This is a genomic window from Streptomyces sp. NPDC057616, assembly GCF_042800575.1.
GTDB lineage: Bacteria > Actinomycetota > Actinomycetes > Streptomycetales > Streptomycetaceae > Streptomyces.
Genome location: NZ_JBHVGU010000016.1, coordinates 54749 through 80245, shown reverse-complemented (window position 1 = coordinate 80245; position 25497 = coordinate 54749). Strand labels below are relative to the sequence as shown.

The 25497-nt window shown below is 72.3% G+C and carries 29 protein-coding genes and 1 pseudogene; 25 read left to right on the top strand and 5 right to left on the bottom strand.

The window, feature by feature from the left end; all coding sequences use genetic code 11:
- A pseudogene (locus ACFU97_RS21310) lies at positions 1-1379 on the top strand (hypothetical protein); the annotation flags it as partial.
- 112 nt (positions 1380-1491) lie between these two features.
- Here ACFU97_RS21310 and ACFU97_RS21305 read toward each other — a convergent pair.
- The gene (locus ACFU97_RS21305) at positions 1492-2448 is read right to left on the bottom strand and encodes an AraC family transcriptional regulator (protein ID WP_384258689.1); all 957 of its coding nucleotides are present in this window, start codon (positions 2446-2448) and stop codon (positions 1492-1494) included.
- 279 nt (positions 2449-2727) lie between these two features.
- Here ACFU97_RS21305 and ACFU97_RS21300 point away from each other — a divergent pair, with 279 nt between their 5' ends.
- The 5 genes from ACFU97_RS21300 to ACFU97_RS21280 are packed head-to-tail and all read left to right on the top strand — an operon-like array spanning position 2728 to position 6880.
- Complete coding sequence (locus tag ACFU97_RS21300) at positions 2728-4146, top strand: ATP-binding protein (RefSeq protein WP_384258686.1); 1419 nt, start codon at positions 2728-2730, stop codon at positions 4144-4146.
- The gene (locus ACFU97_RS21295; RefSeq protein ID WP_384258684.1) at positions 4143-4556 is read left to right on the top strand and encodes a roadblock/LC7 domain-containing protein; all 414 of its coding nucleotides are present in this window, start codon (positions 4143-4145) and stop codon (positions 4554-4556) included. The genes ACFU97_RS21300 and ACFU97_RS21295 overlap by 4 nt, the downstream gene beginning before the upstream one ends.
- A complete protein-coding gene (locus ACFU97_RS21290; RefSeq protein ID WP_384258682.1) occupies positions 4553-4909 on the top strand; it encodes a DUF742 domain-containing protein in 357 nt (118 codons plus the stop codon). Before ACFU97_RS21295 ends, ACFU97_RS21290 begins: the two co-directional genes overlap by 4 nt.
- Positions 4887-5525: an ATP/GTP-binding protein gene (locus ACFU97_RS21285; RefSeq protein WP_384258680.1), complete on the top strand. Its 639-nt coding sequence runs from the start codon at positions 4887-4889 to the stop codon at positions 5523-5525. Before ACFU97_RS21290 ends, ACFU97_RS21285 begins: the two co-directional genes overlap by 23 nt.
- The gene (locus tag ACFU97_RS21280) at positions 5522-6880 is read left to right on the top strand and encodes a cytochrome P450 (RefSeq protein ID WP_384258677.1); all 1359 of its coding nucleotides are present in this window, start codon (positions 5522-5524) and stop codon (positions 6878-6880) included. Before ACFU97_RS21285 ends, ACFU97_RS21280 begins: the two co-directional genes overlap by 4 nt.
- Here the strand turns inward: ACFU97_RS21280 and ACFU97_RS21275 are convergent, their stop codons facing one another.
- Positions 6881-8125, bottom strand: coding sequence for a cytochrome P450 (locus ACFU97_RS21275; protein WP_384258675.1), 1245 nt, complete (start codon positions 8123-8125; stop codon positions 6881-6883). It abuts the gene before it with no gap.
- 181 nt (positions 8126-8306) lie between these two features.
- On the opposite strand from ACFU97_RS21275, the gene ACFU97_RS21270 reads away from it, so the two are divergent.
- The 17 genes from ACFU97_RS21270 (at position 8307) to ACFU97_RS21190 (ending at position 21563) form a co-directional block, all read left to right on the top strand.
- Complete coding sequence (locus ACFU97_RS21270; RefSeq protein ID WP_384258935.1) at positions 8307-8705, top strand: hypothetical protein; 399 nt, start codon at positions 8307-8309, stop codon at positions 8703-8705.
- Between the two features lie 144 nt (positions 8706-8849).
- A complete protein-coding gene (locus ACFU97_RS21265) occupies positions 8850-9839 on the top strand; it encodes an aldo/keto reductase (RefSeq protein ID WP_384258672.1) in 990 nt (329 codons plus the stop codon).
- Between the two features lie 106 nt (positions 9840-9945).
- Positions 9946-10728 carry an inositol monophosphatase family protein gene (locus ACFU97_RS21260; protein WP_384258933.1) on the top strand — a complete coding sequence of 261 codons (783 nt, stop codon included), beginning with the start codon at positions 9946-9948 and terminating at the stop codon, positions 10726-10728.
- A 199-nt stretch (positions 10729-10927) separates the two neighbouring features.
- Positions 10928-12160 carry an MFS transporter gene (locus ACFU97_RS21255; protein WP_384258670.1) on the top strand — a complete coding sequence of 411 codons (1233 nt, stop codon included), beginning with the start codon at positions 10928-10930 and terminating at the stop codon, positions 12158-12160.
- A 108-nt stretch (positions 12161-12268) separates the two neighbouring features.
- The gene (locus ACFU97_RS21250) at positions 12269-12916 is read left to right on the top strand and encodes a dihydrofolate reductase family protein (RefSeq protein ID WP_384258668.1); all 648 of its coding nucleotides are present in this window, start codon (positions 12269-12271) and stop codon (positions 12914-12916) included.
- Between the two features lie 92 nt (positions 12917-13008).
- Entirely contained in the window at positions 13009-13635 is a 627-nt protein-coding gene (locus tag ACFU97_RS21245) for a DUF3887 domain-containing protein (protein WP_384258666.1), read from the top strand.
- A gap of 69 nt (positions 13636-13704) precedes the next feature.
- Positions 13705-13920, top strand: a complete 216-nt coding sequence (locus ACFU97_RS21240) for a PLD nuclease N-terminal domain-containing protein (protein WP_384258663.1) — start codon at positions 13705-13707, stop codon at positions 13918-13920.
- 102 nt (positions 13921-14022) lie between these two features.
- Positions 14023-14361, top strand: a complete 339-nt coding sequence (locus ACFU97_RS21235; protein ID WP_384258661.1) for a carboxymuconolactone decarboxylase family protein — start codon at positions 14023-14025, stop codon at positions 14359-14361.
- Positions 14362-14440: 79 nt separating this feature from the next.
- Complete coding sequence (locus ACFU97_RS21230; protein ID WP_384258659.1) at positions 14441-14902, top strand: DUF6325 family protein; 462 nt, start codon at positions 14441-14443, stop codon at positions 14900-14902.
- 68 nt (positions 14903-14970) lie between these two features.
- Entirely contained in the window at positions 14971-15261 is a 291-nt protein-coding gene (locus ACFU97_RS21225) for an SHOCT domain-containing protein (protein WP_384258657.1), read from the top strand.
- Between the two features lie 136 nt (positions 15262-15397).
- Complete coding sequence (locus tag ACFU97_RS21220; protein ID WP_384258655.1) at positions 15398-16177, top strand: oxidoreductase; 780 nt, start codon at positions 15398-15400, stop codon at positions 16175-16177.
- Between the two features lie 96 nt (positions 16178-16273).
- Complete coding sequence (locus tag ACFU97_RS21215; protein WP_384258652.1) at positions 16274-17260, top strand: serine/threonine-protein kinase; 987 nt, start codon at positions 16274-16276, stop codon at positions 17258-17260.
- Positions 17247-17702, top strand: coding sequence for a hypothetical protein (locus ACFU97_RS21210; RefSeq protein ID WP_384258650.1), 456 nt, complete (start codon positions 17247-17249; stop codon positions 17700-17702). The genes ACFU97_RS21215 and ACFU97_RS21210 overlap by 14 nt, the downstream gene beginning before the upstream one ends.
- A gap of 118 nt (positions 17703-17820) precedes the next feature.
- Positions 17821-18801: a hypothetical protein gene (locus ACFU97_RS21205; RefSeq protein ID WP_384258648.1), complete on the top strand. Its 981-nt coding sequence runs from the start codon at positions 17821-17823 to the stop codon at positions 18799-18801.
- Between the two features lie 24 nt (positions 18802-18825).
- Complete coding sequence (locus tag ACFU97_RS21200) at positions 18826-19587, top strand: hypothetical protein (RefSeq protein WP_384258646.1); 762 nt, start codon at positions 18826-18828, stop codon at positions 19585-19587.
- Positions 19588-19590: 3 nt separating this feature from the next.
- Positions 19591-20388: a PP2C family serine/threonine-protein phosphatase gene (locus ACFU97_RS21195; RefSeq protein ID WP_384258644.1), complete on the top strand. Its 798-nt coding sequence runs from the start codon at positions 19591-19593 to the stop codon at positions 20386-20388.
- Complete coding sequence (locus tag ACFU97_RS21190; RefSeq protein WP_384258642.1) at positions 20385-21563, top strand: hypothetical protein; 1179 nt, start codon at positions 20385-20387, stop codon at positions 21561-21563. Before ACFU97_RS21195 ends, ACFU97_RS21190 begins: the two co-directional genes overlap by 4 nt.
- 14 nt (positions 21564-21577) lie before the next feature.
- Here ACFU97_RS21190 and ACFU97_RS21185 read toward each other — a convergent pair whose 3' ends face one another.
- Positions 21578-23188 (bottom strand): cation acetate symporter, encoded by a 1611-nt coding sequence (locus ACFU97_RS21185; protein WP_384258640.1) that lies wholly within the window; start codon positions 23186-23188, stop codon positions 21578-21580.
- A complete protein-coding gene (locus tag ACFU97_RS21180) occupies positions 23185-23466 on the bottom strand; it encodes a DUF485 domain-containing protein (RefSeq protein ID WP_384258638.1) in 282 nt (93 codons plus the stop codon). Before ACFU97_RS21180 ends, ACFU97_RS21185 begins: the two co-directional genes overlap by 4 nt.
- 488 nt (positions 23467-23954) lie before the next feature.
- Here ACFU97_RS21180 and ACFU97_RS21175 point away from each other — a divergent pair, with 488 nt between their 5' ends.
- Together ACFU97_RS21175 and ACFU97_RS21170 are read left to right on the top strand one after the other, a co-directional pair.
- On the top strand, positions 23955-24125 hold the full coding sequence (locus tag ACFU97_RS21175) for a hypothetical protein (RefSeq protein WP_384258636.1): 171 nt from the start codon (positions 23955-23957) through the stop codon (positions 24123-24125).
- 206 nt (positions 24126-24331) lie between these two features.
- Positions 24332-24643: a WhiB family transcriptional regulator gene (locus ACFU97_RS21170; protein ID WP_384258633.1), complete on the top strand. Its 312-nt coding sequence runs from the start codon at positions 24332-24334 to the stop codon at positions 24641-24643.
- A 3-nt stretch (positions 24644-24646) separates the two neighbouring features.
- Here the strand turns inward: ACFU97_RS21170 and ACFU97_RS21165 are convergent, their stop codons facing one another.
- Complete coding sequence (locus tag ACFU97_RS21165) at positions 24647-25441, bottom strand: SDR family NAD(P)-dependent oxidoreductase (protein ID WP_384258631.1); 795 nt, start codon at positions 25439-25441, stop codon at positions 24647-24649.
- Positions 25442-25497: the final 56 nt, after the last annotated feature.

Sequence of the window (25497 nt, the reverse complement as noted above, 5' to 3'; positions counted from 1 at the left end):
TCCGCTGCTCCACACCCCGGAGTGGGCCCTCCGGCCTCACGCCGCATCAGGAGGCCCGGATGCTGCGGTTGCGGGCGACCGTGCTCGGGCTGCGGCTGCAGGCGTCGCGGGACGAGGAGCACGTCGCGCCGGTGTCGGCCGAGGTGGACCTGCTGCACGAGTTCGCCACCCGGCACGACATCGCCGGGCAGATCTCCGGTGCCCGGCTGCTGCGGTCCAGCACCTACGCCCTCTCCGGCGACCTGCCCGCCGCGGTCACCGAGATCGACGCCCTGCTGGACCGGCTCAGGGCGGACGGACCCGCCTGGCACCTGCCCCGCACCCTCGCCCTGCGCGGCCGCTTCCAACTGGGCCTCAGGCAGGCGCAGGCCGCACACGACTCCCTGGCCGAAGGGCTCCGCCTGGCCGCCGAGTGGCCCGGCGACGGCGCCGACACCGTCCGCCTCCACGGAGACCTGGCCGAGGCCTGCATGCACCTGGGCCGCCACGAGGAGGCACTGCGCCATCTCACGCGCTCCGCCGAGCTGGAGCTGCGCGCGGGCAGCCGTATGGACGCCTTCTGTGCGTACAGCAACGCCGCCCAGCTCAGCCTCGACCTCGGCCATGTCGAGGACTGCATCGCGCTGCTCGACTCCCTGCTGGCCGAACCGGACGTCGCCTCCGGGGAGTTGGACGACCGGCTCGCCGCCCAGCTGCGCCTGACCCGGGCCCGCGCGCTGCACGCGGGCGAGGATCTCAAGGCCGCCACGGCGGAGTTCGCCGCTCTCGCCGCCGAGTCGGCCGGCTGGGACGACGACCCCGGCAGCCACGCCATGATCGCCGCGGAGACGGCCGTACTCCTCGGTGAATCCGGTGAGTTCGCCCGGGCCCGCGAGGCCGCGGACCAGGCGATCGCGGCTCACGCCAAGGCCCCGCGTTACGAGCAGCTCAGCAGCTCCCTGCGCGAACTCGCCCGCCTCAACGCCCAGCAGCAGGGCGCCGACGGTCTGGCCGGCGCCCTCGCCTTCCTCGCGGACGCGGGCCGGATCGCCGACGAGGCCCGCACCGCCGGGTACGAGGCGCGTGGCCGTTCCCTGGACACGGCGCTGGCGTACGAGCACGGCCGGGTCAACGCCTACGGCGGCCGGTACGAGGACGCGCTGATCGCCCTGGACAAGGCCCTCACCCTGCTCGGCGAACCGGGCCCGCAGGACGACCGAGCGGGTGAGTGGGCCGAGTGCGTCCGCCTCGCCGGCGCCGTGGAGGGCCTCTACCTGGAGCGCCCCGACCCCGCCCTCACCCGCCTCGACGCGGCGATCGCCCACCTGACCGCCGCCGGGCACGCCGAGGAGACCGAGCCTCTGACGTCCCTGGCGAACAGGCTGCGCGACGAGCGGTGAGGCAACGGGGCTGATTCGGAAGGGAGTTGGCGCGCCGGGAGCGCGCCATCCCCCGGACCCTGCCGTCGGGCCCGCTCTGGGACCACACCAAGGGCGAGCCCGGCGGCGTGGTTCAGGACGCGCCCAGGCGCATCTCGCGCGGGCTCACTCCGAAGCGGCGGCGGAAGGCCGTGCTCAGCGCGCTCGCCGAGGAGAACCCCGAGGCGTAGGCGAGTTCCGTGATCGTCAAGTGCGTGCAGCTGTCGCACTGGAGGCGGTCGCGGACCAGCCGCAGGCGCTCCTCGCGGATCAGGTCGCGCGGCGTGGTGCCCGCACGCTGGAGGGCGAGCTGGATCTGGCGCAGGGACCAGCCCAGCGCGCGGGCCATGGACGTGCCGGTGAGGCCGGGGTCGGCCGCGTGGTCGCGCACGTAACGCCGGACCATCGCCTCCACCTCGGCGAGATGGCCCGGGATGTCGGGGCGGTCGTCGCCGACCACGAGCATGCAGAGCAGGTCCACGAGGCGGTCCGACACCGCGTCGAACTGCGGGTCGGTCAGGGCGTATCGCTGCTCGTAGAGGTCGTTGAGCAAGGAGTTCACGACGCGGCCCAGCCCCCGGGTCAGGTCCACGCCGGCGGCGAGTGGTGACGTCCGGTTCAGCCGTCCGTCGATCTCGCGCGCGGGGATGGTGAGGATGAACGCCTGGGTGGACGCGTCCTGCAGGCACTGGAAGGGTGCGCCGAAGCTCACCAGCCCGGCGGTCCCCGGCGTCAGCTCCGCCTGCTCCTCGTCCTGCCGCAGCACCAGCCGTCCGGTCAGGGAGACCAGTAACCGGTAGTCCTCGTCGGGATCCTGCCGAACCTGCTGCGCGGTCCGCTGGTACTCGATCTCGTCCGAGTGGAACCGGACGAGCTGATACGTGCCCGTGCGCTGACGGACCGTTTCACCCTCGAAGTTGTCGCGTCGTACGTACCGGTACCCCATACGGGACTGGTAGGACGCGATGTGCTCGCTCCAGAAGTCGGCCCTTTCACGCGGGCCCACTTCCGTCGTGGTCTGCTCCTCCACGACATAGCTTCGCGCGGGCACCGTCCCCTCCATCGCGGCGTGTCCTGAAGTTGTTGCGGTCATGGCAGGGCCCGGCCGGGCCACCGAGAGTCACTTCACCGCAGCCTAGTGCAACGGCGCGGCCCCGCATCACCTCCGGATGGTCATCGGCATATGCCAAAGGGAAGTCGGAGCCCGCCCCTGTGACGCCCGGTGCCGATGCGTCCGCCGACAACTTCTCTGCGCGCGTGGGCAAGTGCGCGACCGTGCGCATCACTACCGTCAGCGACCCGTCAACTCACGCCCGCCACAGAGGACTCCATGACCGATCAGATATCGGAGGCGCTGATCTGGTGCCTGGGCCTCGGCCTGTGCGCCGTCACCGTGCTGCTGGTGCGGCAGCGCGGCATCACCGCCCTGCAGCGCCGACGGAACACCGAACTGTCGGACGGCCTGCGGGCACGGGACGAGGAACTGCGCCACCTGGTCTCGGTTCGCCTGCCGGCCCTCGAGGACGTGACCCCGCAACCGGTCCCGGCGGCCGGGCTGCTGGAGGCCCGCCTCGCCGGCACCGACTTCGCGAAGTGCCTCGACGCCGTGCTGGACCGCTTCTCCCAGGCCGTCGCGCACGCGCAGTCGCGCGCCGACCAGTCGGCGAAGGCCGCCCTCAAGGCGTCCATGCGCTCCATCCAGGCCCTCGCCAACGAGCAGCAGGTGTCCATCTCCGACATGCAGGACCGGCACGACCACCCCGACGTGCTGCGCGACCTGCTCGAGATCGACCACACCAACGCCCAGTTCGGCCGTCGCGCACAGGCCATCGCCGTGCTCTGCGGATCCTGGCCGGGCCGCCAGCGCGCCACCTCCGCACTCGTCGAGGTCGTCCGCGGCGCCACCTCCCGCATCCGTGACTACCGTCGCATCCGCATCAACGGCGAGGTCGACATCGCGGTGGAGAGCAGGGCCGTGGAGCCGGTGGTGCTCACCATCGCCGAACTGCTCGACAACGCGGCCCGCCACTCGCAGCCCAACACCAAGGTCGAGGTCACCGTCCAGACCGTGCACAACGGCGCCTGCGTGGTGATCGACGACGCCGGCGTCGGCATGGACGGCCAGGCGACGGAGCTCGCCGCCGAACTGCTCTCCGGCACGCACCCCGTGGACGTCACCCGGCTCGGCGACCCGCCCCGGTTCGGCTTCGCCGTCATCGGCGTGCTTGCCGAACGCTACGGCTTCACCGTCTCCGCCGACACGCTCTCCCCGTACGGCGGCGTACGCGCCGTGGTGTTCCTGCCGTCCGCACTGCTCACGCACCGGCGCCCGGACCCGGAGCCCGCCGCCGCGCCGGCCTCGCGCGGCACCGAAGCGCCCGCCCGCACCCCGGGGCCCGCGACCACCCCCGGCCCGGCGACCCGGACCGACACCGCACCGCGCACCGCGTCCACCACCGAGGCGCCACCCCGCACCGCACCGGCCCCCGACGCCGACACGGAGGACGGCACCGGCACAGGCACCAGCGCCGATGCCGCCACGCCGACCACGGTCGGCGGCCTGCCCCGGCGCCGCCGCCGGACCGCCCGTACGAGTACCGCCGAGCACACGGACGTACCGGCCGAGGAGGTCGGCGGCCGCTCGGCCGAGGAGAACGCCCGGCGCATGGGCGCCTTCGCGCGCGGCACCCGGCACGGCCGGGCCGCCCAGCACACCACCCAGGAAGACGAAGGGAACAGCGACGAATGACCGGGCCCACCAACAACGAGTTGGGCTGGATGCTGGACGAGGTGCTGAAGGTGCCGGAGGCGCTCCACGCGATCCTGCTCTCCGCCGACGGCATGCTCCGCGCCCACTCCCAGGACATCGGCCGCGACGACGCCGAGCGGCTCGCCGCGGGCCTGTCCGGTGTCCAGTCGATCAGCCGCAGCACCGCCGAGTTCTGCGGCGCCCCGCACACCCCGTGGCGGCAGACCCTGATCGAGTTCGCGCACGGCTACGTCTTCCTCGTCGCCGCCGGCGAGGGCGCCTACCTCGCGGTCTCCACCGGGGAGGACGTGGACATGGAGGCGGTCACGTACCGCATGCACAAGCTGGTCGACCGGCTCGGCAAGGAGCTGAGCAGCCCCGCGCGGCAGGACGCCGGCAGCCCGGCATGACCCCGCGGCGCCGCCCCGACAGGCTGGTGCGGTCGTACGTCGTCACGGACGGCCGCGCCCATCCCACGCGCAACACCCTGGATCTGGTCACGCTGCTGATCGCCGCCGACGATCTGCCGCTGACCGGACTGAGCCCGGAGAAGCGCCGGCTCATGGAGCTGTGCCGGCCGGGGGCGTTGTCCGTCGCCGAGGTGGCGGGCCATCTGGCACTGCCGGTCAGCGTCGCCAAGGTGCTGATCGCCGACCTGATGGACAGCGGCCACATCGTCACCCGCGCACCGATCCCGGCCGCCCGGCCGTCCGACGTCACAATCCTCCAGGAGGTGCTCGATGGGCTCCGCGCCCGCCTCTGACGACCGCTATCTGCGGCCCGGCGTGCAGACCGCCGTCAAGCTGCTGATCGTCGGCCACTTCGCGGTCGGCAAGACCACCTACGTCGGCGCGCTCTCCGAGATCCGCCCGCTGCGCACCGAGGAGGTCATGACGGAGGCGGGCGCCCTCGTCGACGACCTGTCCGGAATGAAGGACAAGACGACCACCACCGTCGCCCTCGACTTCGGCCGGCTCACCCTCAACGACCACCTGGTCCTGTACCTGTTCGGCACCCCCGGCCAGCAGCGCTTCACCCAGCTCTGGCAGGACATGACACGCGGCGCGCTCGGGGCGCTGGTGCTGGCCGACACCCGGCGGCTGAACCAGTCCTTCGAGGTCATGGGCGTCCTGGAGGAGCTCGGACTGCCCTACGCCGTCGCCCTCAACGACTTCGAGGACGCGCCCCGGCACGAACTCGACGAGGTCCGCGAGGCCCTCGACCTGCTGCCCGAGACCCCCCTCGTCCGCTGCGACGCCCGCGACCGCGTCTCGTCCACCCAGGCGCTGATCGCCCTCGTCGAGTACCTCCTGACCCTCCCTCCCGACCGCCGCCCCTCGAGCGGCGGCACGCCCACCGGCCAACTGGAGCACGCGTGACCTCCGAACCACCCCGGCCAGCCGCCCCACCCCCGGGCTGCCCGGCCCACGAGGCCCTCTACGGAACCGAGTTCGCCGCCGACCCGGGCGCCGTCTACACCCGGCTGCGCCGGTCCGGCCCGATCGCCCCGGTCGAGCTGGCGCCCGGCGTGCGGGCCTGGCTCGCCGTCGGCTACGACGCCGCCCTGCACGTCCTGCGCAGCCCCGAGACCTTCTCCAAGGACCCCCGCCGCTGGCAGGACCTGGCCGACGGGACCGTCCCCGCGGACAGCCCGGTCGTCCCGATGATGATGTACCGGCCGAACGCGCTGTGGACCGACGGCGCCGAGCACCGCAGGCTGCGCGGCGCGATCACCGACAGCCTGGCCCGTGTCGAGCCGAACACGCTGCGCGGATACGTCGAGACCAGCGCCGACACCCTCATCGACCGGTTCGCGCCCGCGGGCAAGGCCGACCTCCTCGGCGAGTACGCGCAGGTGCTGCCCCTGCTGGTGTTCAACCACCTCTTCGGCTGCCCGGCCGACTACGGCGAGCGGCTCGTGCAGGGCATGTCCGGGATCTTCGACGGCGTCGACGCCGAGAAGGCCAACGAGCTGCTCGCCACGACCCTGCTCGACCTGGTCGCGCTCAAGCGCAGGCAGCCCGGACAGGACGTGACCTCCTGGCTGCTGGCCCACCCGGCCGAGCTCACCGACGAGGAGATGGTCCACAACCTCGTCCTGCTCATGGGCGCGGGTACCGAGCCGCAGCAGAACCTCATCGCGAACAGCCTGCGCCTGCTGCTGTCCGACGACCGGTTCGCCGGCGACCTGTCGGGCGGCAGCCTGCCGGTGGAGGACGCCCTCGACGAGGTGCTGTGGAACGACCCGCCGATGGCCAACTACGCCGTGCACTACGCGATGCACGACGTCGTGTACGAGGGCATCGCCCTGCAGCCGGGCCGCCCGATCGTGGTCTCGCTGGCGGCGGCGAACAACGATCCCACTCTCACCAGTGACCAACGGGCCGGAAATCGCGCCCACTTGGCGTGGAGCGCGGGCCCGCACACGTGTCCGGCGCAGAGTCCGGCCCGGCTGATCGCGGCCGCGGCGGTGGAGAAGCTCCTCGACCGCCTTCCCGACCTCGAACTCTCCGTGCCGGTCGACGACCTGGTGTGGCGGCCGGGCCCCTTCCACCGGGCGCTCGCCGCCCTGCCCGTGACGTTCCCGCCGGCCGCCGTCGACCGGCGCGCCACGGACGGCGGAGCGTCCGTGGCGATGCCGGCCGTGCCGGCCCGGCCGACCACGGCCCCGGACGCGGCGCGGGCGCGGCGCGGCTGGTGGGACCGGGTGCGGACCTGGTGGCGCGGGGAGTGATCAGCGAAGGTGCGCCGGGAGGGAGCGGTGGCCGTTGGAGATGAAGGAGTCCACCGGCCTCAACTCCTCCTGGGGCACGGCGAGGCTGAGGTCCGGGAAGCGCTCGAAGAGCGCCGGGAGCGCGACCTGCGCCTCCAGCCGCCCCAGCGGCGCGCCCAGGCAGAAGTGCACGCCGTAGCCGAAGGCCAGGTGCTCCTTGTCGGCGCGGGTGATGTCGAAGCGGTCGGCGTCGTCGCCGTACTTGCCGGGATGGCGGCCGGCCGCCGCGTACGCGGCCAGGATGGCCTCGCCCTTGCCGATCACGACTCCTTCGGGACCGCCGAACTCCTCCATCGCCAGGTCCTCCACGGCGTACCGCAGCGGCAGGCTGGCGACCGGCGCCTCGACGCGCAGCGCCTCCTCGATCACGTCCTCCCAGGAGGCGCGGCCGGCGCGGACGAGCGCGAGCTGTTCCGGGTGGGTGAGCATCGCGTGGATCGCGTTGTCGATGAGGTTGACGGTGGTCTCGTGTCCGGCGCTGACCATCAGCACCAGGGTGTCGAGGAGTTCCTGTTCGCTGAGGCGGGTGCCGTCCTCGTCGTCGCGGGCCGCGATGAGGGCGGAGGTCAGGTCGTCGCCCGGCATCTCCCTCTTCAGGGCGACGAGTTTGGCGAGCGCGGCGTAGAAGCGGGTGTAGGTGTCGGTCACCTCCTCCGGTGTCGCGGAGGTGTGGAAGATGCTGTCCACGACGGAGCGCAGTTCGGCGCCCTGGTCCTCGGGCAGACCGAACAGCTCGCTGATCACCTGGATCGGCAGCGGGTAGCAGAACCCCTCGCGCAGATCGACGACTCCGCCGTCCCGGCCGGCCTCCTCGACCCGGTCCAGCAGACCGCGGGTGATCTCCTCGATGCGGGGCCGCAGCGCGGCGGTGCGGCGTGCGGTGAACGCCTTGGAGACGAGGGTGCGCAGGCGTTTGTGCTCGCCGCCGTACGCGGTGAACATGTTCTGCACGGCCACCCAGGTGAACAGGGGCCATTCCGGGGCTATCTCGCCGTTGATCCAGCGGGTCCAGTGGCGGCGCGGGTCCTTGGAGACGCGCGGGTCGGTGAGCAGGCGCCTGAGCAGATCGGGGTCGCTGACGGCCCACGCCCCGACACCGTCGGGAAGTTCCACCGCCGTGACCGGCCCGCGATCGCGGAGCCGGGCGGCCTCGCCGTGGATGTCGTGGCCGGTCGGGTCGATCACCAAGGGGTCGGGGTGTCCCATCGCAGCCTCCCAGTCGTACGAATCCGGATACGAACGGTAAAGCTACGTCGCCGTAGCGTCGCCGGACGAGATCCCGCGACACCCGGTGCGTACCGCCACAACTTCCTTGCGCGTCACCGCAATTCGCTTCCACCGCCCGGTTCTAGGCTTGGTGCCTCGGACGGGAGGGCCGGTGAGGGTGATGACGGGCAGCTGGTCTCCGCGATGGATGCGGTCGGACGGCACGGAAGCGCAGCTGCTGCCCGCCGGCCGCTGGTGGGACGCCGTCCGCGTACCGCTCGACCTCGGCGCGCACGCGCTGCGCCACCTCGGCGACGAGACGGGCGCCGTCATCACGGACGGTTACGGCCGCATCATGTACTGGCTGATCCGGCCCGGCTCCGCGGCCGACTGGCGACTCCCCGGTGTCCAGGTCCTCGGCGCCGGATGCCATGTGGTGGTCCCCGTTCCGTACCTGACCACGGGCCCCGGCCCCCACTGGCGCGTCCCGCCCTCCCGGGGCCGCGAGTGCACCAGCGCGTCCGCCCTGCACGCGGCCCTGCGCACCTCCCTGTCCCACGACCGGTGTCCCATCCCCTGAAACTCCTGCCCCGGCTGCCCTGAGCCCAGCCGGGGCAGGGCGCGGGGCGCGCCGGATCGGCCGATTTGCGTTCGAGTGCGCTTCAGGTCGTAGCGTCGAGAACGCCATGGTGGACGGCGAACGAGCGAAAGGCTGGGACACGGCATGCGAAAGCGCAGTCTGCGGGACCTCCAGGTATCGGCCATCGGCCTCGGGTGCATGGGCATGTCCGCCTTCTACGGATCGGCAGACCAGGAGGAGGGGATCGCGACCATCCGGCACGCCCTCGACCTCGGCATGAACTTCCTCGACACCGCGCAGATGTACGGGCCGCTCACCAACGAGTCGCTCGTCGGCGAGGCGATCCGGGGACACCGCGACGAGTACGTGCTCGCGACGAAGTTCAACTACCGGATGGACGACGCCGTACCGGGCGACATCACCACGGTCGGCCCGCAGGACGGTTCGGCCGAGCACGTCCGCAGCTCCGTCCACGGCTCCCTGCAGCGGCTCGGAACCGATCACATCGACCTGTACTACCAGCACCGGGTGGACCCGAACGTGCCCATCGAGGAGACCGTCGGCGCGCTGGGCGAGCTGGTCGCCGAGGGCACCGTGCGCCACATCGGGCTGAGCGAGGCGAGCGCGGAGACCATCCGGCGCGCCCACGCCGTCCACCCGATCACCGCCGTGCAGAGCGAGTACTCCCTGTGGTCGCGGGACGTCGAGGCCGAGGTGCTGCCCGCCTGCCGCGAACTGGGCATCGGTTTCGTGCCGTACTCGCCCCTCGGCCGCGGCTTCCTCGCCGGCCGGTTCACCTCGCCCGACGACCTGGACGCCAACGACTGGCGCCGCCAGAACCCGCGCTTCCAGGACGGCAACCTGGCGGCGAACCAGCGGCTGGCGGCCAAGGTGAAGGAGATCGCCGCCGAGAAGGACGTGACGCCGGCGCAGCTCGCCATCGCCTGGGTGCTGGCTCAGGGCGAGGACCTGGTGCCGATCCCGGGCACCAAGCGCCGCACCTACCTGGAGCAGAACGCCGGCGCGGCCGGCATCGAGCTGACCAAGGAGGACCTCGCCCGCATCGAGGCGGAGCTGCCGGAGGCGTCCGGGGAACGGTACGACGAGGCGGGGATGCGGTCCGTCAACCGCTAGCGCGCAGGCCGGGAGGGGGACGGGGCGCCGGGCCGGTGGCCCCCGCCCCGGTAGTCTGCGCGACGTGATCACCTCATACGAGAGTTCCGACGACGCCGCGGTGGCGATGGCCGGTGTGCGGGCCGGCGCGGACGTGGTGCGCGGCATGTACGGCCGGCGACTCGACCGCATCGACAAGGGCGCCGGGGACTTCGCCACCGCCGCCGACGTGGCGGCGGAGCAGGCGATCCTCGGCGTCATCCGGGCCGCACGGCCCGACGACGCGGTGCTCGGCGAGGAGGGCGGGCAGCAGGGCGCCGCGGACGCCGTGCGCCAGTGGCTGGTGGACCCCCTGTGCGGCACCCTGAACTACGCCGTCGGCAGCATGCTGGTGGCCGTCAACGTGGCGCTGCGCGACGGCGCGGCGGCGGTGGCCGACCCGTTCGGCGGCGAGGTCTTCTTCACCGACGGGAAGAGCGCGTGGGTACGCCAGGACGGAGCCGACGACGCCCCGCTGGAGCCCTCGTCCGCCTGCCGGCTGGTGGACGTGAACCTGGATCCGCCGTTCCCGAGCGCGCCCGCGTTCCGCGCCGTGGATCTCCTGGCCCACGCCGGGTTCGGCGCCCACTTCCGGCCGCGCGTCGTGTCCTCGACGCTGGCGCTGGCCTGGGTCGCCGCCGGCCGGCGCGCCGCCTACGTCACGGACGGCGGCGACCTCTCCGGCAGCGTGCACTTCGCGGCCGGCATCGTGCTGTGCCGGGCCGCCGGCTGCGTCGTCACAGGCATCGACGGCGTCCCGATCGGTGAGGGAGGCCGCGGACTGGTGGCCGCCGCCGACGCCGAGACCCACCGGCTGCTGATGTCGATGATGCGCGGCGCGAACCAGGGGCCGTCACCTCAAGAGTTCTGACACCACCGCAAGAGTTCTGACACCATCTCAAGAGATCTGACAGCATCTCGAGATTTCTGCCCGGTGATGGAGTCGGTGCGGGGCGCGTGTCCCCTCTCCGTGCCAGAACTGGACGGTTCCAGGCGGTGACCACGGGTCGGTCCATCGGGCACCGACGGCCCGGTTGGGCCGTCCCGCCGGGCAGCGAAAGGGATTCGCCGTGCCCTCGGCGAACTACCGTTCCCTGCTGCGCACCCCTGGCGCCGCTGCCTTCTTCCTGCCGGCCTTGCTGGGGCGCGTCGGCGTCGCGATGACCGGCCTGAGCATTTTCTGGCTCGTGCACGCCCGTACCGGCACCTTCGCCCCGGCCGGCCTGGTCAGCGGCGCTTTCGCCGTGGCCGAGGCGGTCGGGGCGCCCCAACTGGCCCGTCTCGTGGACCGGTTCGGGCAGACCCGGGTGCTGCCGCCCGCGCTGCTCGCACACGCCGCCGCGGTGGCGCTCCTCGTGTCCCTCGTCGCGGCGGACGCCTCCGCACCGCTACTGGTCCTGGGCGGTGCGCCGGCCGGGGCGAGCGTCCCCCAGCTCGCCGCGATGTCCGCGGCACGCTGGGCCCATCTGCTCCGCACCGACCGGGCGACGGAACTGCCCACCGCGTTCGCGCTGGAGTCCGTCGGCAACGCCGTGGGCTACCTCGTGGGCCCGGCGACGATCAGCGCCCTCGCCGCGGCCGGTCATCCGACGGCCGGGACCCTGCTGGCCGCGGCCCTGTCGGTGGGCGGAGGACTGGTCCTCGCGGCGCAGCGCGGCACCGCGCCCACGCCGGCCGCCGACCTCACCGCGCACCCGCGCGGGGACCGCTCCCCGCTGCGCGGCGCCGTCCTCGTCCTGATCGGCCTCAACCTCGCCGTCGGCGTCTACTTCGGCGCCCTGCAGGTGTCGGTGACCGCCTTCGTGGTGGCGCACGGCGCACCGGGCGCCGCCGCCGCGCTCCTCGCCGTCTCCAACTGCAGCGGCCTGCTGGCCGGTTGGCTCTACGGGCTACGCCGGTGGAGGGCGGCACCACCGGTGCAACTGCTGCTGGTGAGTTGCGCGTTGACGACCGGCACGCTGTTGTCGCTCACGGTCGGCTCACCGCTGGAGCTGGGACTGGTCGTGGTCCTGACCGGCGCCGCGATCCCACCCCTTCTCGCGCTGTTCGCGGTGCTCACCGAGTCGGCCGTCCACCGGGCGGTACTGACCCAGGCGTTCTCCTGGCTCGGCTCCGCGAGTGCGGCGGGATCGGCCGTCGCCGCGGCCGTGTCGGGCTGGGCGATCGACGCGCTCGGACCACGCGGTGGGTTCGCGCTCACCGCGGCGGCCGCCGCCACGATGACCCTGCAGAGCCTGGCCGGTCTGCGTCTACTGCGCGCCCCCGAGCGGCAGTTGGCCCGACCGGGGCCGACACCGGACTGAGGGCCGTGTCGGCGGCCGCTGCGCGTTTCGGCGGGCGCCGCCTCATCGTTGACGCAAGAATCGGCAGTGGACGTCCCGAGACCGGGACGCGGAGAGGAATCGTCAGTCATGTCACTCGCACGCGTCCACAACTTCTCCCTCTCGCTCGACGGCTTCGCCACCGGTGAGGGGCTGAGCCTCGACGCGCCGTTCGGCCACGCCGGCGAACGGCTGCACGGGTGGATGTTCGACACCCGGTTCTGGCACGACATGGTCGGCCGGCCCGGCGGGAGCACCGGCGTCGACGACGCCTTCGCGCGGCGGTTCGACCCCGGCATCGGTGCCGAGATCATGGGCGCCGGGAAGTTCGGCCACCCCGGATGGCACGAGGACCCGGAGTGGAAGGGCTGGTGGGGACCCAACCCGCCGTTCCACACGCCGACCTTCGTCCTCACCCACCACACGCGCCCGTCGATCGAGATGGAGGGCGGCACGACATTCCACTTCCTCGACACCGAGCCCGCCAAGGCGCTCGAGACGGCCCGCGACGCGGCGGGCGGCCAGGACGTACGCATCGGCGGGGGCCCAACCGTGATCCGCGACTTCCTCGCGGCCCGGCTCATCGACCAAATGCACGTCGTGGTGGTCCCGATCCTGCTCGGCCGGGGCGTGCGGCTGTGGGACGGGCTGGAGGACCTGGAGAAGGACTACCAGGTCGAGTCCGTCTCGTCGCCCAGCGGCGTCACGCATCTGACGTTCACCCGGGCGGGACTCTGACGCCTGGGCGGTGCCGCTGCACGCCTTGCCATAAGAGGTCTGCTGTAAAGGATGCCTTGACGCCGAAGGTGGTGTAAAGGCATCCTTGACGCATGGCCGATTCTCCGTCCCTGGCCGCCCTGAGCGGGCTCCTGGCCGAGCAGTCCTCGCTTCTGGCGCAGGCGCTGGGCAGCCCGCTGGCGCCGCCCGCCTACCTCGACGTGGTCCGGCGGGCCCAGGGCATCGACGAGCTGGCGGAGCAGGTGCTCAAGCTCTGCGTGCAGCAGAGCCGGGACGCCGGGCACACCTGGCAGGAGATCGGCGATCTGCTCGGCGTCACCCGTCAGGCCGCCTTCCAGCGGTTCGGCCGGCCCATCGATCCCCGGACGGGAGAACCCATGGACAAGACGGTGCGTATGGCGGACGCCGCGCCGCGCGCGATCACGATCGTCAAGGCCGTCCTCGACGGGCGCATGGACGAGGCGAGGCGGTCGTTCAACGCACAGGTCCTGGAGGCGTTCACCGACGAGGTGCGCGGCAGCGGCCTGGCCACGGTCGCCGGCCTGGTGGGGGCGTTCGAGGGCTTCGGCGAGGACGAGCCGTTCGTGCGCCGGATCGGTGACCAGACGGTCGTCGACGTCCCGCTGCGCTACGAGGCCGGCGAGATGAAGGCACGGGTCACCTTCGACCCCGACGAGAAGGTCGCCGGGCTCTTCATCCTCGCACCCGAGACCCCGTAGGCGACTCGTCACCCGCCACCGCACACCGCCGGTCACCAGCCCCCACTCGCCCGCCCCCGAGGACCCGCCATGTTAGCCGACTCCTTCAGCTCGTCGCCGCCCACGCCGTGGGTCGCGATCGTGCCGCTGATCGCGATCCTTCCCGCCGTCGTGTGCATGGCCGACATCGCCCGGCACCAGCGGACACGGCAGTACCCGCCCCAGGTGTGGCTGGCCATCTGCGCCTTCGGCAACATCTTCGGGCTGATCGCCTACCTGAGGTTCGGCCGCAGCGACGAGCGGTGACCTTCCCGGGGTGCGCCGGTCGGACCACCCGCCATGGGTGATGCCGCCCCGTCCCGGTTGCGTGAGCATGAGCAGCGCGCCGGGAGCGAAAGGAGTGCCGACATGGCCGGAGAGACCCTCGCGGAACGGAACATCGGAAGCCTTGCCGAGGCCGACGCCCCCGTGTTCGAAACCCTTGTCCAGATGCAGGTCGACACCTTCGAGCGATCCGGTCTGGACACGGAGGCGTATCTGCTGGCGCGCATCGCCGCGCTGGTCGCCATGGACGCGGCGCCCTCCAGCTACCTGCTCAACGTGGGTGCCGCCGCCGAGAGCGGCGTTCCCTGGGAGAAGGTGCAGGGCACGCTCGTCGCGATCGCCCCGGTGGTCGGCAGCGCACGGATCGTCTCGGCGGCCGGCAAGATCGCCGAGGTGTTCGGCCTGCTGGACGACAGCGACTGACCCGCGGCCCGGCGCTGGTGAGCTGCCGAACGCCGGCCCGCGCCGTCCGTCGGTCCCGTACCGGAAATCAGGAGTGACCATGAGTGACGACCTGGAAGAAATGGGTCCCGTCGACTATCTGGTCGTCGAGTTCCCCGGCAATCGGATGACGGGCAAGGGGCTCCCCCTGCTCGTCGACCTGGTGGACCGCGGCATCATCCGCATTCTCGACTTCCTCTTCGTGCGCAAGGACGAGGACGGCACGCTCTCGCTGCTGGAGCTCAAGGAACTGGGGGACGAGGTCGATCTGACCGTCTTCGAAGGAGCCTCCTCCGGCCTGATGGGCGACGACGACATCACGGAAGCGGGCAACGCCGTGCAGCCGGGCAACTCCGCGGCGCTCCTCGTCTACGAGAACGTGTGGGCGGCCCCGCTGGCCCGCGAGCTGAGGCGCGGCGGCGCCCAGATGGTGGCCGGCGGCCGTATCCCGGTCCAGGCCCTGCTGGCCTCCTTGGAGGCGATCGAGGCCTCGCCGTCCGGAGCCGGATCGGCGATCGCCTGATCCGAGACCCGAGCCCGCCGCACGCGTCGCCGTGCCGGCGGGCCACAGACCCTGGGAGATGAGTGGACATGCCCGGACTGCTTCGCGGTGTCGCGCGCACCGCCGTCGTCGCCGGCACCGCCACGGCCGTGTCGAACCGTGTCTCGCGGCGCCAGGCCGGACGGTGGGCGCAGCAGGACGTCGGACAGCAACAGCAGGCGTACCAGCAGGCGCCGCCCCAGCAGGCACCGCCTGCCGCCGCGCCCTCGAACGACATGAACGACAAGATCGCGCAGCTCAAGCAGCTGGGCGAGCTGAAGGCACAAGGCGTCCTCACCGAGGCGGAGTTCGAGGAGCAGAAGCGCCGCATCCTCGGCTGAGTCCGCGGGAAGGGAGACGGGCCGAGCGGGGCGACCCGTTCGCCCTGCGAAGCCGGTACGGGCCTGGCACCGTGGGTGCCAGGCCGCGCCGTTTCCGGGCCGCGGCCCGCTCTCCCCTTCCCAAGGAGCCGATGTCATGGGCAACGAACTTCAGGGCAGAACCGCCGTCGTCACCGGTGCGAGCAAGGGCATCGGGCTGGCGGTGACCGAGGCCCTCGCCGCGGCAGGAGCATCCGTGGTCGCCGGTTCCCGTACGACGTCGAAGGAGCTGGACGGGCTGGTCGAGCGGGGCTCGGTGTCCTGGGTGCCCGTCGACCTGAGCGAGCCGGCGGCGGCCGGACGCCTGATCGAGGCCGCGCAGGGGCGGGTGGACATCCTCGTCAACAACGTCGGTACGGCGCCGCCCCGCACCGGCGGCTTCCTCTCGGTGACCGACGAGGAGTGGCTGCGCACGATCGACCTGAACCTCCTCGCGGCCGTACGGGTCACGCGCGCCGCGCTGCCGGTGATGCTCGCGGCGGGCCGGGGCTCGGTCGTCACCATTGCCTCCGTCAACGCCACCCTGCCCGACCCGCTGGTGATCGACTACAGCGCGGGCAAGGCCGCGCTCGTCGCCTTCTCCAAGGCCCTGTCCAAGGAGGTCGGTCCCAAGGGGGTCCGCCTGAACACGGTGAGCCCGGGGCCGGTGGAGACGGACCTGTGGCTCGGCGGCGGGGGAGTGGCCGACACGGTGTCGGCCGCGGTGGGTGTAAGCCCCGAGGACATCGTGGCCGGTGCGAAGTCGGCCATGGTCACCGGACGCTTCACCAAGCCCCAGGAGGTGGCGGAGCTGACCGTGTTCCTGGCCGGGGACCGTTCGGCCAACATCACCGGCAGCGACTTCGTGATCGACGGGGGCATGATCCCCACCTGGTGACGGCGCACGTCATTTCCCGCATCACCTCTGTGTGGACCGGGATTTCGCGGGACACTCGGGACATCCTGCAACGAACCCCGAAATGAGGTGAGCGGGATGCGCACACCGGTCAGCGATCCGATGAGGGTGGGGCCGTACCGCATCGTGGGGCGGCTGGGCTCCGGCGGCATGGGCTGGGTCTATCTCGGCCGGTCGCCGGCCGGCCGCGAGGTGGCCGTGAAGGTGGTGCGCCCCGAACTGGCGGCGGAGCCCGAGTTCCGTGAGCGTTTCGCCCGCGAGGTCGCGGCCGCCCGGGTGGTCAGCGGCGCGTACACGGCGGCGGTGGTCGACGCCGACACCGACGCCGAACTGCCCTGGCTGGCCACGATGTACGTGCCCGGGCCGTCGCTGGCGGAGGCGGTACGCACCGACGGGCCGCTGCCCGAGGAACAGGTGCGCCGGCTGGGCGCGTTCCTGGTCGAGGCGTTGCAGGCGGTGCACGCGGCCGGCGTCGTGCACCGCGACCTCAAGCCGGCCAACGTGCTGCTGGCGTCGGACGGCCCGCGCGTCATCGACTTCGGGATCTCCCGCGTCGACGGCGCCCCCGGGCTCACCCAGGCCGGCATCGTCGTCGGCACCCCGCCCTTCATGTCGCCCGAGCAGATGAAGGGCGCGCCCGTCGGCCCGCCCACCGACGTCTTCTCGCTCGGCGGGGTCCTCGTCTACGCCCTGTCCGGCAGGCCGCCGCACGGGGCGGGGGAGTCGGTGCGCTACCAGGTCGTGTTCGGCCCGCCGCGCCTCGACGCCGTACCGCCGGGCCTGCGGCCCCTGATCTCGCAGTGTCTGGCGAAGCGGCCCGAGGACCGGCCCGGACTCGGCGACCTGCTGGCCGCACTGATCGAGGAGAGCGGGCCACCGCCGTCCTGGCCCCCGCCCCGGGTGCGGCGCACGATCGAGATCCGGGTCGGCGAACTGGCCGCCCGCCGCGACTCCGGAGCCAGCGTGTCCGTGCCCTCCTGTCTGCTGCTGCACGCCCAGGCGCTCCTGGACGCAGGACTGACCGACGACATGGTCGCCCGGGCGGTGGGCCGTGCCGGCTTCTGAGTCGTTGCCCTCACCCGTACTGGAAATCGGCACGCACTGGCGGCAGTTGGTGCAGCAATGGGGAGCCGGCCGGAATTACCGCGCCGTCGCGGACACCGACTCGGTGTCCCTCCAATTCGATCTCGACGACATGGGCCGTACGCTCACCGTCCGATTCATGACCACCAAACGGCTGCTCGTCGCCTTTGTGACCGACGGTCATTTCCTGCGCCATGACCAACTGGCCGTCGCCGCCGCCGCATCGAACGCGTGGAACACCGAACAACTGAATCCCATGCTCTCCGTATGGGACGTCCGAGGACCGCGCCCCTGTCTCGCCGGGGTGTGCAACCTGCCGCTGACCTGCCGTGTCACCCAGCCGGACTTCGACGCTCTGGTCAGTGACTGGGTGGAACGGGCGCGGCAGATGTTCACCCGTTGCCATCAGGTGTTCAAGCTTTAGAAGTGACGGTCGTGAGGGCTCTCAACCCCTTTCGGATAAGGGCGTATTGCCTTCACTATGGGCACGGGCCTTTTCAGGCCGCGGGGGGTTGCCCATGAGGCGTTCGCTCTGTTTCACCATGCTTTTCGGGATTCTCCTCACGGTGCTGCCGACGGTTCCGGCGGCAGCGGCAGGCGACCCGTGCGACGCGGGTTTCTCCGCGCGGCTGCGGTGCTGGTCCGCCTGGCTCGGCACGGGGGCCGTCACGGTCAGGCTCAACCAGGCGCTCGGCCTCGACACCGCACGCGACCGTGCCGACCTGGCCGCGCGGGTCCTCAAGCAGCGCGAGAACCTCGTGGTCCAGGTGCCGGCCGGTGTCACCACGGGGGAGGGCGGCACCGTACTGCTGGTGCTGGCGGGCCACCGGTTCGTCGACCCGCGGGCCCGTGTCAGCCGGTTGCAGCCCTCGACCGTGCGGGAGCTGAACCGTGCCGGTGCCTGTGACGCCCAGGTCCGCGACGATCTGTGCACCGTCCTCGGCGCGCGCGACCGGACCGGCACGGAGCTGACCGCGCGGCCGGACGTCGCGGCCCTGGGCGCGGAGCGCTCGGTCGCGGTCGGCCCCGCCTCGCACCCGTCGGCCGCCTCGTCGGCCGCGGCGAAGAAGACGTCCGCGGGACGGTCCGGCCCGGACCCCGCCCTGATCGGCGTCGCCGTCCTGGGCGCCCTGCTCGCCCTCCTCCTCGCCGCCTTCGTCCACGTCGTCCGCCGGTCCCGCGCCCTCGCCACTCCTGGCGCCGGAGCCCCGCGGACATCGCCCGGTGCCGCAGGTGACGCCGGAGACGCCACCGCGCGGGCCCGGACCGGTCCGAGCGCGGCACCGAGCCCGGGCCCCGCCGTCCGTACGGGCCCCACCCGCCCCGCCGTCGTCCGCACCTGCCTCCATCCTCAGGGCTACGTCGAGATCGACCGGGTGCTCCACCGGGCGGTGTGGGCGCAGCCGGGGCGGACGCCGCCGGGACCCGGCACGCGCGTCGACGTCGCCGACGGGGCGGACCGCGACGCCGACGTCCTGTACGCCTTCCCGCCCGCCACCGGACGCCAGACCCACGCCCGTTGACGCACCGCCGCACCAGGAGACGCCATGTCCAGCGAATACCCGCCCACCCTGCCTGCGGAGTACGCCGACATCGAGTTCGAGAACAACGCCCAGCGCCTGCCGCTGGTGCTGTGCCTGGACACCTCCAGCTCCATGGCGGGTCAGCCGATCCGGACGCTCAACGACGCGCTCGTGGAATGGACCCGGGAACTGCACGACGACGTGGCCCTCAGCTACAGCGTCGAGGTCGCCGTGGTCACCTTCGGCGGGCAGGCCGTCGCCGTGTGGCGGGGTCCCCAACTCCTCGCCCCCGGGGCGCCGGTGAGCCCGTTCGTGCCCGCCCACCAGTTCCGGCCGCCGCAGCTGGGCGCGACGGGCGTAACCCTGATGACCGAGGCCCTGGAGCTGGCGATGCACATCGTCGCGGCCCGCAAGGCGGAGCTGCGCGCCTCCGGGCTGCAGTACTACCGCCCGCAGATCTGCCTGGTCACCGACGGGCTGCCGACCGACGCGCAGGGCCGGCGCACAGACACCTGGCAGCGCCTCGTGCCGGTGCTGGCCGCGGAGCAGGCCGCCCGTCGCTTCCGGCTCTACGCGATCGGCGTCGGCGCCATCACCGACCTGGGCGAGCAGGTGCTGCGGGCGTTCGCGCCGAAGTTCAACGCGACCATCCACGGATTCCCCTTCCGGGAGCTGCTCCAGATGATGTCCGCCAGCGCGAACGCCGAGCAGAAGGGCGCCGGGGACGAGGTCTTCGAGAAGATCTTCAGCCAGTTCAAGACCCAGCGTCCGGCGTGGGAGAGCTAGGCGATGGACGAGGGCAGCGCCGGCTGGCGGATCCACGGCATGAGCGTCGAGGGGTATCGGCACCGCCGCGACGGGCGGCCCTGCCAGGACGCGTGCGGCCACACCGAGTCCGGGCGGCTCGCCGTGCTGGCCGTCGCGGACGGCGCGGGCAGCCGGCCGCGCTCCCCGGAGGGTTCGCGGCTCGCGGTCGCGCTGGCGGGCGAGCACTTCGCACGACGGGCCGCCGCGGCCGTCGACGACCCGCCCGGCGAGCGCGTGCACGACCTGCTGCTGGACGCCTTCCACGACGTCACCAAGGTGTTCCTGGACACCACGGGGCCGGCCGCCGCGGACTTCGCGACCACGCTCACCGTCGTGGTGCTCGCGCCGGGCTGGCTGGGCCATCTCAGCGTCGGTGACGGCTTCGTCGTGCTGCGCGCCGGCACCGAGGACGGCCGGCGGCAGTTCCATCTGCTGCCGCAGCCGCCCGCCGCGGGGGAGTACAGCAACGAGACCGTCTTCCTCACCTCGCCGGACGCGGCCCGCCAGGTGCACACCGACTGCGTCTGCGACGCGGGCGTGGACGGCGTCCTGCTGTCCACGGACGGCCTCGCGCAGGCCGCGCTCACCCGGTCCGCCGACGGACCGCCCACGCCCAACGCCTCGTTCGCCGACGCCGTCTTCCGCTCCCTCGACGGCCCCTGGCCCGTGCCCGACGGCGCACACGACAACCTCGCCGCGCTGCTCAGGTCCGACCGGCTGACCGCACTGAACGCGGACGACAAGACGCTGCTGCGGGCCGTGCGCAGGGCACGCCCATGAGCGGACGGGTGGTCCATCTGGACGGCAGGCCGGTGGTGCTCGCCGACGCCCCGCTGAAGGGCGGCGGCCAGGCGGCCGTCTTCCCCGTCGAGGGCGACCACGGCACCGTCGTCAAGCTCTACCGCGACCCGCCCGGCCCCGAGCAGGAACGGCGGCTGGCCCGGATGCTCACCATGTCCCCGCTGGCGGCCCGCCCCACCAACCGCTTCCAGCCGCCCGAGCTGGCCTGGCCCACCGCGCTCGCACGCGGCAGCGGCGGCGAGTTCCTCGGCTACGGCATGCACCGCTTCGGCGAGCCCGAACACGTCCAGCTGGTCGGGCTGTTCACCCGCGCCCAGCGCCTCAGGCTCTTCCCCGACCGGGCCGACTGGCGCTTCCTGCTGGGCGTCGCCTGGAACCTCGCCTTCATGACCGCGCGCATGCACTACGACAACCTCGTCATCGGCGACTTCTCCAGCAGCAACGTCGTCGTCGACACCAACGGCTTCGTCACCTTCCTGGACTGCGACTCCATCGCCTTCACCGACCCCGTGACGGGCGAGCCGTTCCCCTGCCTCATGCACACCACGGACTACTCCGCCCCCGAGCGGCAGACCGGCGCACCCGCCAACCGGTCCAGCGACGACTTCGCGCTCGCCGTGCTCGTCTACCAGCTGCTGACCGCCGGCAACCACCCCTTCGGGGGCGTGCCGCACGACAGCACCTCCGAGTCGACCGTGAAGGACAACATCGCCGCCAGCGTCTCGTACGTGGTGCGCCCGGAGCTGGTGACCGTCCCGCGCGGCACCGTCGACCCGTCGGTGCTCCCGCCCGACCTGCTCACCCTGGCCCGTGCTGCCTTCGGCCCGGGCGTGCAGGCCCCCGCCGCCCGCCCTCCGGCGGACGCCTGGCTGCGGGCACTGGACGGGGAGCGGACGCGGATACGGGTGTGCCCCGCCCGGCCGCTGCACACGTACGGCTCCCATCTGCCGTCCTGCCCCTGGTGCGACCGGGCCGCGCGCACCGGCCACGACGTCTTCAACGCGCCGCGTCCGCAGCCGGTGCCGGACGTCGCACCACCCCCGCCCGTGTCGCCGCCGGACGTCCCGCCGGGCCGCCGGTTCGGTCCGCTGAGGATGGCCCTCCTGCTGATCGTGCTGGTGCTGATCGTCGTGGTGGCGGCGGCGGTCGTGTAGCGCGGTCCGCCGCGTCATCCGTCCGCGCGCCGTGCCGGTCCGGCGAGCAGGAGGGGCTCGACGGCCTCGTACCGGTCCCGAGCCCCTACGGCCGTCCTTCCGCGGGACAGGAGCGTGCCCAGCGCGCCGCACAGGAAGCCGGCAGGCACCGAGACGAGGGCCGTGGTGGTGAACGGGAACCAGTTGAAGTCGGCGTCCGGGAAGGCCGATTGGGGAGTTCCGGAGACGAGGTTGGTGCCGGGGATGAGGACGAGCACGCTCAGGCCGCCGCCGATGAGCGTGCACAGCAGGCCGGTCCGCGTGTAGCGGCGCCAGAAGAGGCTGTAGACGAGTGCGGGCGCGATGGCCGAGGCGCCCAGGCAGAACGACAGGATGGCGAGCGGCTGGAGGCTGCGGTGCTGCGCCACCACGGCCAGCAGGATCACCGGGACGCCCACGGCCAGGGCGGCCAGACGTGCCAGTGCCGTCTCCCGCTGCGGCGTCGTGGCGCGCCGGGTGGCGGCGACGTCATGGGCCAGGGAGTTGGCGCAGGCGAGGGTCATGCTGGCCACGGAGGCCAGCAGGGTCAGGAAGATCGCCGTGGTGACCGCCGTGAACAACAGGCTCTCCGCGTGCGAGAGTTGCATCCCGAACGCGGCCCGCGCGCCCAGCAGATAGGCCGTGTTGCCCCGGGGGTCCGCGGCGGTGACGCCGGTCCGCCCGATGAGGGCCGTGGCGCCGACGGCGATGACGATGACGACGGCGACGAACAGCGCGACGGTGGACACCGCCCAGCTCATCGCACGCCGGACCTGCCGCGCACTGCCGGCGCTGTACATCCGCATGGTGACGTGCGGCAGACAGGCGCCGCCCAGCACGATGGCGCACTGCGTGCTGATCATGTCGAGGCCGCTGTGCTCCCCGCCCGCGAACTGCAGCCCCCAGCGCAGGAACGCGTCCCCGGCCCCGCTGCGCCGCGCGGCGGCGTGGAACAGGTTCTGCGGGCTCCAGCCGAAGGTGTACAGGACGAGCGCGGCGACGATCAGCCCCGAGCCGAGCAGCATCACCGTCTTGAGGATCTGGATCAGGGCAGTGCCCCGCATGCCCCCGATGGCCGCGTACGTGATCATCAGCGCTCCGGCCCCGATGACGCAGCCGGTCCGCATCGCGCTGTCGGAGAAGCCGAGGACGTAGGCCAACAGCTGTCCTACACCTGCGAGTTGGACGACCATCATCGGCACCAGCGAGGCCAGGGTGACCACGCAGGCCGTGACGCGCACCGCGCGGCCGGGCAGGCGCCGGCCGAGTGCGTCGCCCATGGTGAACCTGCCGGCGTGATGGAGGGGTTCGGCCAGCAGGACCATCAGGAGCAGCAGGGACAGCAGGGTGCTCAGGGCCAGGACGACACCGTCGTAGCCGCACAGCGCGATGATCCCGCCGACGGTGAGCACCGTGGCCGCGGAGATGTAGTCACCGGCGATGGCCAGGCCGTTGCGCAGGGGCGACAGGGAGCGGTAGCCGGTGTAGAACTCGGCGAGGTCGTCGCGATCGGGGCCGGTGAGCACGCACAGCAGCAGCGTGAGGGTGACGACGGTGCAGAACGCCACGAGCGACCAGGACTGCGAGGTGCCGTCGAAGTCGGTCATGGCCGCGGCTCCCCGTCGTCGGCGCCGCGGGCCTGCCGGCGCACGCGCCGGGCCAGTGGGTCGACGTGGCGGCGCGCGATGAACTCGAAGAGGACCACCGCGAGCCAGGTGACGGGGAGTTGGACGAGAGCGAGCACCAGCCCGAGGGGCAGGCCGCCGGGAGCCGGTCGGGTCATGACCTCGGGGAGCTCGACGGTCAGGGTGAGGAAGACGGCGAAGTAGCCGAGTGCGGCGAACGTCGCGACGCGGCGCAGCCGACGGCTCGCCCGGCGCAGCAACCGCAGATCGCGGTGGGGACCTGCCCATGACCGGACGGGGAAGGAGCCGCGCCCGTCGGCCGGGCGGGCCCACTGCGGGCCTGGGGACGGAGAAGCGTGCCGGCCGGGCCGATGCTGCGGCGGACACGCCTCGGAGGACAGGTCGGACCATAAGTGGGAGCTGTCGGAGGACATCCCAAGATCTCCTGGTAGGTCGAGGGCCCCAAGAGGTGCGGACCGCGAGGAATGTGGGAGAGCGGTTCGGGATACCGCACGTTATGCGGGCGGCGGGCGGTGCGCAGCGGCTTCCACGAACTGGCTGGTGAGACCCGGTCCTTGCGCTGACCTCGGATGTTGAGGGTGTGACAGGTGCGCCGGCGGTCCACGGCAGTGGCCCCGGAGGCTCGACGGTTTCCGGGCCCGGTCGCCCGTGTGTTCGGCCCGGTCGCGGGCATCCGGATCGCACACGGTACGCACCACGCAGCCGACTTCACGAACGGACGGACACCATGCTGGCGATCCTCTCGGCGGTCTTGTTCTTCATCTCCTTCCTCATCAACGCGGCGGACATCTCGACCAACGACACCTTCACCTCGACCAATGTGATGCTGCTCGGACTCACCGCGCTGGCCTTGCACGTGGCCGGGATCGGCAGCGGCTGGAACTGGCGCAGACGCTGACGGGCCGCGCACGGCGCGGCATCGCCGTTGCCGGAGGGGGCGCCCTTAGCGCCCCCGTGCGCGGAAAGCAATCACCGCTCACCCGAAGGTGTGACGGTCGATGAAGAAGAATGAACGTTTCCCTGAACTGCGTGATGTCATATGCCTGTTGCGTTCAGCAAACGGCAATGCGTCACGCAGACCAGGGGAGAGGACGGCATCACCGGATGGTGGACACCAACTGGGGCGAGCGGGGGCTGTGTAGGACGGCCGACCCCGACGACCTCTTCGTGGAGGGCAGTGCACAGAACCGCGCCAAGGCGCTGTGCGGCGGCTGCGGAGTGCGGACCGAGTGCCTCGCCTACGCACTCGACCATCGCATCGAGCACGGCATCTGGGGAGGCATGACGGAACGCGAACGCCGTGCCCTGTTACGCCGGCGCCCGACCGTCACCTCCTGGCAGCGTCTCCTGGCATCGGCACGCGCGGAACACGAGCGCACGCACGACGCCACGGCGGTCTCCCTCAGGGCGAGTTGACGGTCACGGCAGGATCGCGTCGATGTATCCGCCGTCGACGCGCAGCGCGCCGCCCGTGGTCGCCGACGCCAGATCGGAACTGAGGTACACCACCATGTTGGCGATCTCCTCCGGCTCGATGAGGCGCTGCAGCAGGGACTGCGGGCGGTGCTGCTTCATGAACGCGCGCTGCGCCTGGTCCCACGGGAGGTCGGGGTCCACCAGCTCGTACACGAACTTCTCCACGCCCTCCGTGTGCGTGGGGCCGGCGATCACACTGTTGACGGTCACTCCGGTCCCCGCGGCCTGCTTGGCGAAGCCGCGGCCCACGGCGAGCAGCGCGGTCTTGGACATGCCGTAGTGGATCATCTCGGCCGGGGTCACGACGGCCGAGTCGCTGGCCAGGTACTGGACACGCCCCCAGCCGCGCTCGCACATGCCCGGCAGGTACCTGCGGGTGAGGCGGACCGCCGCGAGGACGTTCACCTCGAAGTAGCGGCGCCACTCGTCGTCCGTGATCTCCATCGGGTCCTTGGCGCCGAAGATCCCGAGGTTGTTCACGAGGATGTCCACATCCGGCAGTACGTCCCCGACCGCCTCGGCGCCGTCCTCTCCGGCCACATCCGCGGCCACGGGCACGAACTGGCCGTCAGGGACGTCGACCTGGAAGCGATCAACGGCTTCCTGGACCCGGGCCTGCTCACGGCCGTTGATCCCGACGCGTGCGCCGGCCCGGGCGAGCCCCGTCGCGATCGAGGCTCCGATGCCCTGGGTCGAACCCGTGACCAGAGCCGTCCGTCCCTCCAGGTCGATGCGCATGCTCATCCCTTCCCAGGCGTCCGTGACGTCGAATTGCCTGCCACGATCATGGCCTT

What these genes read in the sequence shown, in the direction of transcription:
- ACFU97_RS21190 (WP_384258642.1), top strand. Translation starts at nt 20,385, where the DNA reads ATGAGCGGACGGGTGGTCCATCTGGACGGCAGGCCGGTGGTGCTCGCC.
- ACFU97_RS21225 (WP_384258657.1), top strand. Translation starts at nt 14,971, where the DNA reads ATGCCCGGACTGCTTCGCGGTGTCGCGCGCACCGCCGTCGTCGCCGGC.
- ACFU97_RS21250 (WP_384258668.1), top strand. Translation starts at nt 12,269, where the DNA reads ATGTCACTCGCACGCGTCCACAACTTCTCCCTCTCGCTCGACGGCTTC.
- ACFU97_RS21295 (WP_384258684.1), top strand. Translation starts at nt 4,143, where the DNA reads ATGACCGGGCCCACCAACAACGAGTTGGGCTGGATGCTGGACGAGGTG.
- ACFU97_RS21170 (WP_384258633.1), top strand. Translation starts at nt 24,332, where the DNA reads ATGGTGGACACCAACTGGGGCGAGCGGGGGCTGTGTAGGACGGCCGAC.
- ACFU97_RS21200 (WP_384258646.1), top strand. Translation starts at nt 18,826, where the DNA reads ATGTCCAGCGAATACCCGCCCACCCTGCCTGCGGAGTACGCCGACATC.
- ACFU97_RS21285 (WP_384258680.1), top strand. Translation starts at nt 4,887, where the DNA reads ATGGGCTCCGCGCCCGCCTCTGACGACCGCTATCTGCGGCCCGGCGTG.
- ACFU97_RS21260 (WP_384258933.1), top strand. Translation starts at nt 9,946, where the DNA reads ATGGCCGGTGTGCGGGCCGGCGCGGACGTGGTGCGCGGCATGTACGGC.
- ACFU97_RS21240 (WP_384258663.1), top strand. Translation starts at nt 13,705, where the DNA reads ATGTTAGCCGACTCCTTCAGCTCGTCGCCGCCCACGCCGTGGGTCGCG.
- ACFU97_RS21230 (WP_384258659.1), top strand. Translation starts at nt 14,441, where the DNA reads ATGAGTGACGACCTGGAAGAAATGGGTCCCGTCGACTATCTGGTCGTC.
- ACFU97_RS21215 (WP_384258652.1), top strand. Translation starts at nt 16,274, where the DNA reads ATGCGCACACCGGTCAGCGATCCGATGAGGGTGGGGCCGTACCGCATC.
- ACFU97_RS21185 (WP_384258640.1), bottom strand. Translation starts at nt 23,188, where the DNA reads ATGACCGACTTCGACGGCACCTCGCAGTCCTGGTCGCTCGTGGCGTTC.
- ACFU97_RS21175 (WP_384258636.1), top strand. Translation starts at nt 23,955, where the DNA reads ATGCTGGCGATCCTCTCGGCGGTCTTGTTCTTCATCTCCTTCCTCATC.
- ACFU97_RS21165 (WP_384258631.1), bottom strand. Translation starts at nt 25,441, where the DNA reads ATGCGCATCGACCTGGAGGGACGGACGGCTCTGGTCACGGGTTCGACC.
- ACFU97_RS21235 (WP_384258661.1), top strand. Translation starts at nt 14,023, where the DNA reads ATGGCCGGAGAGACCCTCGCGGAACGGAACATCGGAAGCCTTGCCGAG.
- ACFU97_RS21205 (WP_384258648.1), top strand. Translation starts at nt 17,821, where the DNA reads ATGCTTTTCGGGATTCTCCTCACGGTGCTGCCGACGGTTCCGGCGGCA.
- ACFU97_RS21290 (WP_384258682.1), top strand. Translation starts at nt 4,553, where the DNA reads ATGACCCCGCGGCGCCGCCCCGACAGGCTGGTGCGGTCGTACGTCGTC.
- ACFU97_RS21270 (WP_384258935.1), top strand. Translation starts at nt 8,307, where the DNA reads ATGACGGGCAGCTGGTCTCCGCGATGGATGCGGTCGGACGGCACGGAA.
- ACFU97_RS21275 (WP_384258675.1), bottom strand. Translation starts at nt 8,125, where the DNA reads ATGGGACACCCCGACCCCTTGGTGATCGACCCGACCGGCCACGACATC.
- ACFU97_RS21195 (WP_384258644.1), top strand. Translation starts at nt 19,591, where the DNA reads ATGGACGAGGGCAGCGCCGGCTGGCGGATCCACGGCATGAGCGTCGAG.
- ACFU97_RS21245 (WP_384258666.1), top strand. Translation starts at nt 13,009, where the DNA reads ATGGCCGATTCTCCGTCCCTGGCCGCCCTGAGCGGGCTCCTGGCCGAG.
- ACFU97_RS21265 (WP_384258672.1), top strand. Translation starts at nt 8,850, where the DNA reads ATGCGAAAGCGCAGTCTGCGGGACCTCCAGGTATCGGCCATCGGCCTC.
- ACFU97_RS21300 (WP_384258686.1), top strand. Translation starts at nt 2,728, where the DNA reads ATGACCGATCAGATATCGGAGGCGCTGATCTGGTGCCTGGGCCTCGGC.
- ACFU97_RS21220 (WP_384258655.1), top strand. Translation starts at nt 15,398, where the DNA reads ATGGGCAACGAACTTCAGGGCAGAACCGCCGTCGTCACCGGTGCGAGC.